The organism is Chryseobacterium sp. FH1 (assembly GCF_000735135.1).
Lineage (GTDB): Bacteria > Bacteroidota > Bacteroidia > Flavobacteriales > Weeksellaceae > Epilithonimonas.
Genome location: NZ_JPLZ01000006.1, coordinates 1,725,251 through 1,738,737 on the forward strand (window position 1 = coordinate 1,725,251; position 13,487 = coordinate 1,738,737).

The following is a 13,487-nucleotide window of genomic DNA, read 5'->3' on the forward strand; positions in this document are numbered from 1 at the left end:
CTAATTTTAGATTAATCAATTCTTAATTCCATTAGAAATTACCTCTAATATGTAGATAATAGCTTTGTAGTGTTAAATAGAAGACCTTGAAGAAAATTATTTTTACATTATTTTATATTCATTTTTTTGGATTTTTTTCTGCGCAGATTACAGACACTTTGAAAATCAGCAGAAGCGAGGCCGAATCTGTTTTTCTCAACAAAAATTTAGACCTTATTATTCAAAAGCTTGAAATTTCTCAGGCAGAAGCACAAGTTGTGCAGGCTAAATTCTGGCCAAATCCCACGGTGACGGTTAGCGAAGTCAATCTTTGGAGAACTTATGATATTGAAGAACAGCCTGCGTTGATTGGAAATTGGGGAAGAAGTTCACAAATATCAGCCGAAATAGAGCAGGTGATACAAACTGCTGGAAAGAGAAGAAAGAATATTGAGCTTCAGCAACTTGAAGTGGAAGGTGAAAAATATGAATTGCAGGAAGTCCTGAGAGAACTTAAAAAACTTTTGCGAAACAGCATTACTGAGATTTTATACAATCAGGAACAGCAAAAACTCTATCAAAGCCAGATTTCATCCATTACTAAACTTACAAAATCGTACAACAATCAGTTGACTCTGGGCAACATCAGCAAATCTGAATACATCAGACTAAAAGCTCAGGAGATGGAATTTAAGAAAAAACTCATTTCGTTGCAACAGGAAATCGAGGAGCAACAAACTGAATTAAAAGCTTTACTCATTATTCCTTCAAATTCTTATATCATTATTTCGGATCCTTTGGTAAAACCTGAGCGTGAAATTTCTGAATTGGAACTGCCAAAATGGATGGAAACTGCACAAAGCAATCGTCCAGATATTCTTCTTTCAAAAAACAAAGAAAAATATGCACTGAAAAATCTCGAACTACAAAATGCGTTAAAAACTCCCGACATCGCTGTTTCGTTGAATTATGACCGTGGTGGGAATATTATGAAAGATTTTATTGGAGTTGGAATCTCAGTTGACCTTCCGGTTTTTGATAAGAACAAAGGAAATATTCAGGATGCAAAACTGGAAGTCACAAAAACAGGATACGAAATCCGAAAAAGTGTGCTGAAATCTGAAAATGAAATCACCTCAGTTTTTCACAATTACCAACGGACTCAAAAAATATCCGAAGAAATTGATGACGATTACGAGGAAACTTTAGATTCATTAATGAGGAGCCACGAGAAAAATTTCAGACTTCGGAATATTAGTATGCTCGAATATATGGATTATCTGGATACCTACATTGAAAACAAAATGATCATTCTCGATACAAAAAAAGAACTCAACGAATATTATGAAAATCTACAATACGTTGTGGGTCAGGATTTATAAAGATTAAAAATGAAAACAACTAAATATATTACCACTTTCTGTTTCCCTATCCTTATTGCATTTGCCGGATGTTCTGAAAAAAATAAAGAGGCAGAAACTGCTACCAAAGGATATTGCATTAGTCCGGAACTTAAAAAAGGGTTGAAAATCAGCACAGTCGAAATGCTTCCCATTGAAGAAAATATTACGCTTACAGGTGAAGTGGAAAGCAACTCAGATAAAACGGTCCCGTTTGTGAGTCTGGTAGATGGAGTCGTTACGCAAACTTACTTTTCTTTGGGTGATTATGTGAAAAAAGGACAGGTTTTGGCGACCGTGAAAAGTGTTTCCTTAAACGAATTACAAGACGATACTCAAACTTTACAAGCTCAATTGGGTGTTGCAAAAAGAAAGTTGGCTTCAGTTGAAGCGATGTATAAAGATGACATTGCTTCCCAAAAAGATTTGGAAGAAGCGAAATCGGAAGTTCAGATTTTACAGTCGAATATTTCTAAAACTTCTAAAAATATGCAGTTATACTCTGGTGGGAAAAATGATTTTCAAATCAAATCTCCTGCAGACGGCTATGTGATTGAAAAGAATATTTCCAACGGAATGCCAGTTACAGCAGGTGGCGACCAGCTTTTCACCATTTCAAATTTGGATAAAGTTTGGGTGATGGCAAATGTCTATGCGACGAATATGCGTCACGTGTATGTCAATCAACCCGCTATCATAAAAACGTTAGCTTATCCTGATGAAAGTTTTTCAGGGAAAATTGATGCCGTTTCACAAGTCTTTAATGAAAATGAAAGGGTTTTGAAAGCCAAAATCATTATGGATAATAACAATATGAAATTGCGCCCCGGAATGTCTGCGGATATTATCCTTCCAGTCAATTCTCAAAACATCAGCGCACTGGCAATTCCTACCAACGCTTTGATTTTCGATAACAATCAAAGTTACGTGATCGTCTATAAAAAAGATTGCGAACTTGAAATAAGACACGTGACAGAAATTGTATCAAACAATACTCTTACCTACGTGAAAGGTGCGCTAAAAGCTGGCGAAAAGGTAATCGCTTCCAACGGATTAATCATTTACGAAAACCTTAAAAACCAATCCAATAATTCTACTAAATAATGCGAAAATTTGTCCAGAATATAGTTTCTTTCTCACTTAAAAACTCTTTGATTGTTCTCTTAGGAACCTTTCTTTTGCTGGCTGGTGGAATTTATTCTTACATCCATACGCCTATAGAAGCCTTCCCGGATGTAACCAATACGAGAGTAAGAGTCATCACGCAATGGCCGGGCAGAAGTGCGGAAGAAATTGAAAAGTTTGTAACGCTACCGATTTCAAAAGAGATGAATACGATTCCGAATAAAACTTCGGTGCGTTCCATTTCTTTGTTTGGTTTATCGGTCGTTACCGTAATTTTTGATGATCACGTAGATGATTTTTATGCCCAGCAATATGCATCCAACCGGCTCGGAAATGTAGACTTGCCAAACGGAGCCGATTACAGTATAGAACCTCCGTCTGGTGCAACAGGAGAAATTTACCGATATATTATTAAAAGTGACCTTCCCATAAAAGAAGTGACTGCTATTCAGGATTGGGTGATTGAAAGAGAACTCTTGGCGGTGCCGGGTGTTGCAGATATTGTGAGTTTCGGTGGTGAGGAAAAAACTTATGAGATCAAAATAAATCCTACCGAGTTACATAATTACAATCTGTCACCTTTGGACGTTTATGAAGCCGTTTCGAGAAGTAATCTGAATGTCGGTGGTGACGTTATTTCAAAAGGAGATCAGGCTTATGTGGTGAGAGGAATCGGACTTTTGGAAAGTAAAAAGGATATTGAAAATCTTCAAATTGAAGTCAAAGGTTCTACGCCGATTTTAATAAAACATATTGCGGAAGTCAAAGTTTCTGCAAAACCGCGTTTGGGGCAGGTTGGTTACAATAAGGAAGATGACGTTGTAGAAGGAATTGTAATTATGCTTCGGGGTGAAAATCCAAGTGAGGTGATCGAAAGATTAAAAGACCGTATTGCAGAACTGAACGGCGGTGAACTTCCGGGTGATGTGAAAATTGTTCCAATCATCGACCGTACCGAATTGGTTAATACAACCGTAAGCACAGTATCTAAAAATTTAGTTGAAGGTGTTATTCTTGTTTCAATCATTGTATTTATTTTCCTTTATAATTGGAGAACTACATTTATTGTCGCCTCCGTCATTCCTTTAGCGTTTCTATTTGCCATTATTATGCTGAAGATTCAAGGATTGCCTGCGAATTTAATTTCAATGGGAGCTTTGGATTTTGGACTTTTGCTGGAAGGAACATTAGTCATCGTAGAACACGTCTTTGTCGCCCTCGAGCATAAAGCCAAGAAAATCGGAATGGCGCGTTTCAATAAAATGTCGAAGCTCGGCATTATCAAGAAAAGTGCAGGAAGTGTAGCCGGATATATTTTCTTTGCCTTACTAATTCTGATTGTTGCGTTGATGCCAATTTTCTCCTTCCAAAAAGTTGAAGGGAAGATGTTTTCACCATTGGCATTTACTTTAGGATATGCGCTTTTAGGTTCATTAATTTTAAGTTTGACTTACGTTCCGGCAATGTGTAAATTATTGTTAACGAAAAATATAGAGGAAAAGGAAAATTTCATTTCCAGATTTTTCAGAGTCAATATGTACAGATTATATGAGTTCGCCAACAGTCACAAAAAAGGTTTTATGATTGGCTTCGCGGCTTTGCTTGTTCTTTGTGGTTTGAAATTCTCCAATTACGGTTCTGAGTTTTTGCCAAAATTAAATGAAGGGGCAATTTATGTTCGTGCCACACTTCCGAATAGTGTCAATCTTGACGAATCGGTGCGACTGACCAAAGAAATGAAAAAATCATTATCAAATTTTGATGAAGTGAAATTTGTCATGACGCAAACCGGACGTCCAAATGACGGAACAGACCCGACAGGGTTTTTTAATATCGAATTTAATATTCAACTGAAGCCTGAAAATGAATGGAAGAAAAAAATATCCAAGGAGGAACTTCTTGAGCAGATGAGAATTTCACTTGAAAAATATCCAGGAATTAATTTTGGATTTAGCCAACCCATTCAGGATAATGTAGAGGAATATGTTGCCGGTGTGAAAGCGCCTTTGGTAATTAAAATTTTCGGAAATGATCTTTTTGAACTGGAAAATTACGCCAATCAAGTTGCAAATTCCATCAAAACAGTTCCCGGAATTTCTGATGTTAATGTCTTTAAAAATATAGGTTTACCCGAATTACGAATCCAACTTCATGATGCAAAAATGGCGAAGTACGGTATTTCTACCGCAGATGCGCAAGCCGTCATCGAGATGACAATTGGTGGGCAAGCAGCGACCAAATTTTATGAAGAGGAAAGAATGTTTGATGTGATGTTGAGGTTTGAAAAACAATATCGTGACAATCCGGAAAAAATTGGAAATATCTTAATACCAACTCAGGACAGTAAAAAGATTCCTTTAAAAGAGATCGCAACAATTGATTATCATACTGGTCCGTCATTTATTTATCGTGAAGGAAATAGCAGATACATTGGTGTTGGTTTTAATATTGAAGGTCGAGATTTGGGAAGTACGATTGAAGATGCCAAAGCAAAAGTTGCCAAAGATGTCCACATTCCGAAGAAGCATAAAATGACTTGGGCAGGAGAATTTGAAAGTAAGGAAAGAGCCGGAAAGCAGTTGATGATGGTTGTTCCTATTTCGCTGGTGTTGATTTTAATGTTGTTGTATTTCAACTTTGGAAATATGAAAGACACTTTGATTTCCTCTGTCACTTTGGCCTTTGCCTTTATTGGTGGATTTTTATCGTTGTGGTTTACGGGAACTATTTTCGGGATTTCGGCGGGCATTGGATTTATCATTCTCTTTGGTGTTGCCACGATTGACGGAATTGTCCTCATCGGTGTGATGAAAGAAAATCTTCAGAATAAAATGCCTTTGAAAATGGCAATTTCAGAAGGTGTAAAAAGCAGAATCAGACCAGTCGTGATGATTGCCTTAATGGGATCAATGGGACTTTTCCCAGCAGCGATTTCCAACGGAATGGGTTCTGAAATTCAAAAACCTTTGGCGATCATGATTGTCGGCGGATTGATTATTTGTATGATTCTATCCTTTACAATTCTTCCTTTGGTATTTTATTTTGCTTATCGAAAGAAGTATAGAATTGCAGATTAGTTTTTTGATATATAGTTTAGTTGTGAATGTCGGAGCAGTTTTGTTTCGGCATTTTTTCAATTAAAAATATCAGTGCAGAACTAAATTAAGCACAAAAAACGAGAGCAAAATATTTTTACTCTCGTCTTATATTTTCGTAAGATTTAAATCTAGTTATTGGGAACTCCCGCCAACATATTGTTAATATCAACAATCATTTCATCCATGTTGAACGGCTTCGGAATGAAACCATTGGCACCTGCATTGTTAGCAATTTCTTTTCCATCTACACTTGCAGAAAGTATGATGACAGGAAGATTCTTGAACTCTTCACTTGTTCGGATTACTTTTAAGATTTGATCACCCGACAAAACCGGCATCCACAGATCCATCAACAATAGATCAGGAGATGTACGCTTGATCTCGCTCAACAAATTGGTGCTGTTGCTTTCTCTGAAAACGGTAAAACCTTCGATTTCCAACATCATTTCCAAAACTTCTAATATACCGTGATCATCATCGCAGATCATAATTTTTTTCCCTTCCATAATATCAGCTATTTATAATCGGTAATGTAAAGTTAAAAGTAGATCCAGAGCCTATTTCGCTCTCTACCCAAAGTGTTCCATCGTGGCTGGCGATGATCTCGTGGCAAATATAAAGACCAATTCCCATTCCAGGAAATTTTTTCTGAATATCGCGTGCTCGGAAGAATCTTTCGAATATTTTTGTTTGATCCTGAGCGCTGATTCCCATTCCGTAATCTGTAACAGAAACTTTTACAAAGTTGCCAACTCTATTTCCATGAACTTCTATTTTTTTTGAGTCTGGAGAATACTTTATAGCGTTCGAAATCAGATTGTTGATGACTTGTGAGATTTGCAACTCATCGCCCAAAATCGAAGCATTTGTATCGCTTTTCAAAATGATTTCATATTCTGGCGTCGCAACCGTCAAACTGTCGACAGTGTCTCGGAGCGCTTTGTCAATATCAAATGGTTCTTTGTGAATCTCAATATTTCCGGATTGGATTTTTGAAGTGTCCAAAAGTTCTGAAATCAAGTTATTTAAACGATCCACATGAACAGAAGCTTTATCCAAAGTTGCTGTGAATTTTTCCGAAGAATTTTCCGGTTTCATTCTTTGTAACAATTGCACCAAACCTTTTATTGTGGTCAAAGGCGTTTTCAGCTCGTGACTTGCAATAGAAAGAAAATCATCTTTTCTACGATCAATTTCTTTTTTGTCGGTAATATCTTCTATGGCAATCAGGATCCTGTCTTTGTACTGGCCTTCAAATTCAATTCTGTAAGCATTTACAAGCATGATCTTTTTCCCGATGTAAGGAAAGTCGTGCTCAACTTCAAAATCGATAACTGGATTGTTTGTAGGTAAAATTTTTGTCAATAAAACTTTTAAAGCTTCAATATCCCATTGGTGATTACCAAGTTCAAATAAAATCCTTCCCACCGTATCTTCCTGCGTTACTTTGAAGGAATTTAAAAAATGAGTGTTTGCACTCAAAACTTTGTAATCTGCATCCAAAACAAGCAAACTTTCTCTCACGGTTTGAATTATACTCGAAAGGAAAGCCTCATTATCCTGAAGTTCTTTTGTTCGCTCCAGAATCTTTTTGTCAACAGAAGCTTTTTCTTCACGAAGTTCATTCTCAGATTTTTTGCGATCTGTAATATCATTTTGAACACCAATGAAGTGGGTAACTGTTCCATCCGATTTTATGACAGGAGATATGATCAACTCATTCCAAAAAAGAGTACCGTTTTTTCTGTAATTTCTGATCTCTACTCTGCATTGCTCGCCATTTTTCACAGCATTTTTTATAAACTCCCGTTCTTCCTGCATGCGATCCTGAGCCTGTAGAAAACGGCAGTTATGGCCAATGATCTCATTATGAGAATATCCTGTGATTTTTTCGAATGCTTTGTTACAATAGATAATAGGGTTGTCCGGTAACAAATTATCAGTAATAATGATTCCAGAATTAGCGGAATCGAGGGCGTGTAAATATATATTATCGTTGAGATCGTTACTCATAGTATTGAAATCTTGTTTTAATGTATCCAATTGTTACATTTTATATTGAACTTAATTTTCATTAGTGCTCGATTTAAAAACACCTTTGAATTTGATGAATTAGTATTAACCAAAACTATGCCCATAGTTTTAGCTTTTATTTTATTAATGTTAATAGTTGGGAATTGTAAACCAGAAACTGCTACCTTGTCCGAGATTGCTGTCAACCCCAACTTCACCGCCGTGACGTTTGATGATTTCTGAAGAAATGTACAATCCCAGACCTAAACCAGAATAGCCTTGGCTCTTGTGGCTTGCACGGTAATATCGGTCAAACAAATACGGCTGGACAGAAGGATCAATCCCGTCACCATTATCTTTAACAATGACTTTCACATGATCTTCTTTTTGTTCCACGATCATTTCAATTACTTTGGAATGGGGTGCGTATTTCACAGCATTATTTACAAAATTGACGACGACTTGATCTATCCTATGTTCGTCTGCATAGATTTTCGCATTCAGATCACCTTTCACGACAAGTTCATGTTTTCCATCAATTCTGACGTGGTCACAGCATGAATTCAGCATTTCAGAGACAGTGAACCAATCTTTCGTAAGCTCCAATTGACCGGCAGTCACACGATGGATATTCAAAAGGTCATCAACCAATTTATTGAGTTTTTCCAGGCTATTTGCAGATTGATCGATCAATCTTGGAATCATCTCATGCGTTGGTTGACCTTTCAGTCTCTGCAAAAGCTGAAGCGTTGCTTTTAAACTAGTGATAGGCGTTTTTAATTCGTGGCTGGCAATTCCCAAGAAATCATCTTTCTGCGTTTCGTAATGTTTTCTTTTGGTGATGTCTACAGTTACACCAATCATTTGCGTGGCTTCACCATTTTCGTCAAAACTTGGTTGCCCGGATGCACTGATCCAATGTAAAGAGCCATCTGCCCATCTTACCAAATATTCTGCATGGAAGGAGGAAAGGCTTTCTAAAGATTCATTGATTTTATCCTGAAGAGATGAGCGGTATTCTGGCAAAATAATTTCCATCAAATCATCAAAATCGAATTGATGATCAACGCTCAAACCGTAATTAGCTTTGCATTGGGCAGAGCTTGTAATCGCTCCAGTTTTCAGATTAAGATTGTAAGATCCCAACTCGCCAGCTCGCAAAGCGATTTCCAATTGTTGGTTGAGTTCTTCTAATGCATTTCTTTTATTAATGCGTTCTGTCACATCATTCGCTATGACAATGATGGATATGGTTTCGTCCTTTTCGTTTTTCAAAGGTTCATAGATGAAATCAAAATAATGATCCTTTAAAACACCTTCAGATTCTAATTTCAACAAAGCCGTATCGCCTATATAAGTTTCACCACTTGTGAAAACATTATCCAACAAAGAAAGATAGGGTTGTCCTTCCAATTCCGGATGTGCCACGGCCAAAGGTTTTCCAATGACATCATTCGTTTTGCCCCAAAGTAGTAAAATCATTTCATTTGCAACCTCGATTCTCATTTCGCGTCCAGTCAAAATCCCAAAAGCTACTGGTGCTTTGCTGATAAATGATTGCAAACGCAGTTCACTTTTCTGTAAATTTTCATTTAAAGTAACTGTGAGGTCATAGGTCTTATTTAGCTCATTATTAGCGATATTAAGCTGTTCGTTGGTAGCTTCCATCTCCACATTGAATTCCGCAAGATCCTGCATTGCCACTTCCAATTGTTGACGAGCAGAATCGACTTCATCAATTTTATCTAATGCGGATCTTCTAAGCTCAATCTGGTCCATCGCAGTCTTCGCCAATCCTTCCAAAATCAAACGGTCGGCATCGGAAAATTCTCTTGGTTTTTGATCAATGATGCAAAGTGTTCCAATCAAAAATCCATCGTGTGTGATAAGTGGAGCACCTGCGTAAAATCTTACTCCAAAATCTCCAATTACATTTGGATTGGCCATCAAGCAAGGTTCTTTCAAAGCGTCTTCAAAAACTGTGACTTCCTTGTCCAAAACTGCCAACGCACACAGACTATGACCTCGATTGGCTTTCTTTGCTTTGCCCATTCCCACATTGGCTTTGAAAAAAACAGATTCTGCATCTACGAGGGATAGCAACGAAATAGGTACATTGAAGATCTGTGTCGCCAATTTCGCAATGCCGTCAAAACTTTCTTCGGAAGGTGTGTCTGTAATTCGATAACGATGCAACGCGTCAAGGCGCTGTAAATCATTGTCAGGCACGATGTTGATGCCAAATGTATTGTCGATCATATTCCTTAAAATAATTGGGGAAGTAAAATTAGTTTAATATCTAATAGCACGCAAAAAGTTTCTCCAAATGCAAAAATGAGTCCTATTTTGATAACAACTGACTGATGGTTTCAATATCAGAATTTTTATATTCGGAGTAGAGGTGAGCATGGAATTCATTAAGTTTTTTAAGAATTCTTAGAAGGTCATTCTTCTCATCATCATCCAATTTCCCTGATAGAATTTTGGAAGTTAAGTTAACGTTTGAAACTGAATCGTGGAAAACGGCTTCACCTTTTTTTGTCAGGTTCAATCGTTTGCTTCGTTTGTCATCTTCGTCATTTTTTTCTTCTAGAAATTCGGCCTCCAAAAGTCTTTTGATGATTTGAGTTCCGGTTTGCTTCTCGTGCCCATTTTTTTCGATCAGTTGGATTTTTGTCAAAAAAGGTTCATCTTTTAAACGATAGAGGTAGGTGAATTCTTCATTTGCCAATTCCGGAAAATCTCCCAAACCTTTTCTAATCATCAATTTAGAATATCTTCCAAGAAGGAGAATCTGTTTGCAAATCTCGTTTTCTGTGAAGGAAACCTTGTGATTTTCATTTTTGAAAAGCTTGGTTGGACTTTCATCAGAATATTTTTTATCATTCATCCAAACTCGAAAATCCTCAACATCAGCATTGGGCTTGAACGCTTCAGAATCTTCAAATTCTTTGACTCTTTGTAGGAGATTGATGAAAAAATCGGTTTGCATAGTTCTAATTTAATGTAAAGATATTAGTTTTTTGCTTTTCGAACACAAAGTATAGTTTCCCACTGCCCATTCCACCGTCTATTTCAATGATTTTCACGTTTGCCCCATATAACCAGTTTTTTTAATAATAAAATCAAAAGCGATGGATTCGATCATATTTTATTGATATGGGTTTACCTCAAAAAATTCTCATTCAACCATTTGAGCTTATTATAGCTTTGGAGGAATTTCGTTTTAAGTTCAAGGTTTTTTTCCTTTGCTTCCAGTAGTTTATTTTCTCTTGAATTAATTAAAAACAAAGAACTTTCACCATTGCTGAATCTCATTTCTTCAGCATCCAAAAGACGTTGATAATTATTGAGGTTTCTACTCATAATATCAATCTGCGTGAAATAATTACTGACCTCGTTTTTGTAAGATTCTATTTTAGTACTGACCTCACGCGTTTTGAATTGGAAATCCTGCTGGTTCTGGGAAATCTTCAGCTTTGCAATTTCGTAATCTGCTCTTGCTTGCCTCAGGAAAATCGGAATTTCGAGCTTCAAACCGTATTGGAAATTGTTGTCAAATAATGGAAGATAATTGGGCTGATAATTTTCTTTGTTGAAAAAATTGTAGGTGAAATCCAACTTGGGAAGGAAACTCTGCCATTTCAACCGCCGCTCACTTTCCAAAATGTTTTGTTTTTGGAAATAATATTCCAGCGAAGCGTGATTTTCCAATTGTCTATCGGAAACATTTTGAACCAAAAATTCATAGTCCGAATATCCGGAATGCTCATCAAGATTGGAAGATGGAAAAATAAGCTGTGAGATCTCAAAAAGTTCCTGATTGTCTTGCCATAGAAACATCTGCAAATCCTGCGTACTTTTCACAAATTTCAGATAAGCATCACGCTCCTGAAGTTCAAAATTTTGCAATTGAGACAAGACTTCTACAGTGTCAATTGCTGGTCTTTCTCCGTATTCGTAGGTCTTTCTGGTAAGTTCAAGACGTTCTTTGTTGATGTCCACTGCAGATTTTTGGAGCTTGTAGATTTCATAATTTTTCACCCATTCCCAAAATGTATTTTCAGCATCAAGCAACAGTTCATTTGTTAACACGATCTGTTCAGCTTCGGTCATTCTCAATCCGAACCTGGCTTGGTCCAGCAAACCTCTTCTTTTGTCGTATAAAAGGTTTTTGGCTAATGGAACGGTAATTCCAAATTGATAAAGTCCACCTGGCGTTTCACTGCTATTTAGCTTCTGTCCATCAAGGTAATTGTAGCTTCCCGTGATGTCGATGCCGTACCAAGTCGGGATTCCAAGTTCGATGTTTTTCTGCTCGTAGTATTTGGTGCCGTCAATATTTTTTTCACCAAGTTTTCCCGCGATCACGGGATCAAAGTTCCCCCTTGCTCGGGTAATTTCTGCATTTGCAATTTGATTTTGAAGTTGATATTTGAAAGCCAAAGGATGATAAGTCTTTACAACATTCAAAAATTCCTGATGCGAAAGTTTCAAAGAATCCTGCGCAAAAGAGAACTGCAGACAAAACAGCATCAAAACCAGCGATAATCTATCTTTTAGCTTTACCATCTCCTGCAGATTTTTCCGTTGTTTTCACTTCATAATAGTCCGGCGGAAAACCATTGATATTTCTCCACAGTTCGTACCAAATCGGCACATCGTGCAAAATAGCGATGCCTTGAACGCCGGTTCCCATCTTTATTTTCGGAGGCCATTGTTTCTCATTTTGATCCTGAATGATTAATGCTTTGAACATTCCATTCATACTGATGTTATTCTCCACCGCAACCACTTTTCCTGCAAAAGTTCCGTAGCTGGAATTAGGCCAACCAGAAAATACAATCGCTGGAAAACCATCGAAAATACACATCACGCGTTGTCCTTCCTTCACCAAAGGCAAATCGACTGGCTTGATATAAATCTCCACCGCATAATCCACTTTTGTTGGAACAATCACGCCGATGCTCTCACCATCTTTCAGGATTTCACCAATTCCCGCTTTATTGATTTGCACAATTTGACCATCTTGAGACGCGATCACAAAATACAAACCTTGTCTCGCACGATAATTGGCCACCTGATTTTCAAGCTTGGCAATATCACCATCACTTCCTTCGATTTGTCCCATACTTTGGAATCGATCACCTTCGGTCTTGCTCAATTTTTCGTTATAATCTTGAATTGTCGCATTTTGTTCGATGCTTACATTCACAATTTCTTGACGGGTTTGAGCTAATTTATTTTCTGTGGCGGTTTTCTTTGCCAAAGCATTTTGATAGGAAACGCTTCTTTGCTGAAATTGCGTGAGGGAAACCAAGCCTTCATCGTACATTTTTTTCTGTCTCTCGTACTGGTCTGATGTCAATCTGAGTTCATTTTCCGCTGCTGCGAGTTCTGCTTCTTCACCTGCCAATTTATTATTAAGCTGACTGATCTTTACTTTTAGTTGGCTTAATTTCAAATCTCGTCCAGAATTTAAAGCTTGCATTTGGTCGTTGGTGCTTCCCACTTTAGCTTCGTAATATTTCTGCAAACCCTTTTTGGCTTCCACCTGTTGTTCGGTTCTTTTGACCAAGAGCGGATCCAGGTAATCATCCTTCACTTCCGAAAGTTGAAGAAGCGTGTCGCCTTTTTTTACATAATCTCCGTTTTTGACATTCCATTTTATGATTCGTCCCGGTATCGGCGAATTCAATTGTTGCGGACGTTGTTCCTGGTAAAGTGTACTTACATTTCCTGTCACCTTGATATTCTGCGTCCACGGTAAAAACAAGATCATAATGCCACCAAACAAGATGAAGAGAAACCATCTTTTCACGTTCGATTTCTTGTGGATTTGGTATATTTTATTGACTGATTGCAGTTCCAT

The 13,487-nt window shown here is 37.4% G+C and carries 9 protein-coding genes; 3 read left to right on the forward strand and 6 right to left on the reverse strand.

Annotation, left to right across the window (positions count from 1 at the left end; translation table 11 throughout):
- Window positions 1-86: 86 nt before the first annotated feature.
- From IO90_RS14775 to IO90_RS14785, 3 genes are read left to right on the forward strand one after another with little or no spacing between them, the layout of a single operon-like run.
- On the forward strand, window positions 87-1,361 hold the full coding sequence (locus tag IO90_RS14775; protein WP_051878740.1) for a TolC family protein: 1,275 nt from the start codon (window positions 87-89) through the stop codon (window positions 1,359-1,361).
- Between the two features lie 9 nt (window positions 1,362-1,370).
- Entirely contained in the window at window positions 1,371-2,483 is a 1,113-nt protein-coding gene (locus tag IO90_RS14780) for an efflux RND transporter periplasmic adaptor subunit (protein WP_034968152.1), read from the forward strand.
- Window positions 2,483-5,581, forward strand: coding sequence for an efflux RND transporter permease subunit (locus IO90_RS14785; RefSeq protein WP_034968154.1), 3,099 nt, complete (start codon window positions 2,483-2,485; stop codon window positions 5,579-5,581). Before IO90_RS14780 ends, IO90_RS14785 begins: the two co-directional genes overlap by 1 nt.
- A 149-nt stretch (window positions 5,582-5,730) precedes the next feature.
- Here IO90_RS14785 and IO90_RS14790 read toward each other — a convergent pair whose 3' ends face one another.
- From IO90_RS14790 to IO90_RS14815, 6 genes are all read right to left on the reverse strand, one after another.
- Complete coding sequence (locus IO90_RS14790; protein ID WP_034968157.1) at window positions 5,731-6,108, reverse strand: response regulator; 378 nt, start codon at window positions 6,106-6,108, stop codon at window positions 5,731-5,733.
- Between the two features lie 4 nt (window positions 6,109-6,112).
- The gene (locus IO90_RS14795) at window positions 6,113-7,615 is read right to left on the reverse strand and encodes a PAS domain-containing sensor histidine kinase (protein WP_034968159.1); all 1,503 of its coding nucleotides are present in this window, start codon (window positions 7,613-7,615) and stop codon (window positions 6,113-6,115) included.
- Window positions 7,616-7,765: 150 nt separating this feature from the next.
- On the reverse strand, window positions 7,766-9,874 hold the full coding sequence (locus tag IO90_RS14800) for an ATP-binding protein (RefSeq protein ID WP_034968162.1): 2,109 nt from the start codon (window positions 9,872-9,874) through the stop codon (window positions 7,766-7,768).
- 82 nt (window positions 9,875-9,956) lie between these two features.
- Window positions 9,957-10,607, reverse strand: coding sequence for a MarR family winged helix-turn-helix transcriptional regulator (locus IO90_RS14805; protein ID WP_034968165.1), 651 nt, complete (start codon window positions 10,605-10,607; stop codon window positions 9,957-9,959).
- Between the two features lie 173 nt (window positions 10,608-10,780).
- Window positions 10,781-12,187, reverse strand: coding sequence for a TolC family protein (locus IO90_RS14810; protein WP_034968167.1), 1,407 nt, complete (start codon window positions 12,185-12,187; stop codon window positions 10,781-10,783).
- Complete coding sequence (locus IO90_RS14815; RefSeq protein ID WP_034968170.1) at window positions 12,168-13,487, reverse strand: HlyD family secretion protein; 1,320 nt, start codon at window positions 13,485-13,487, stop codon at window positions 12,168-12,170. Before IO90_RS14815 ends, IO90_RS14810 begins: the two co-directional genes overlap by 20 nt.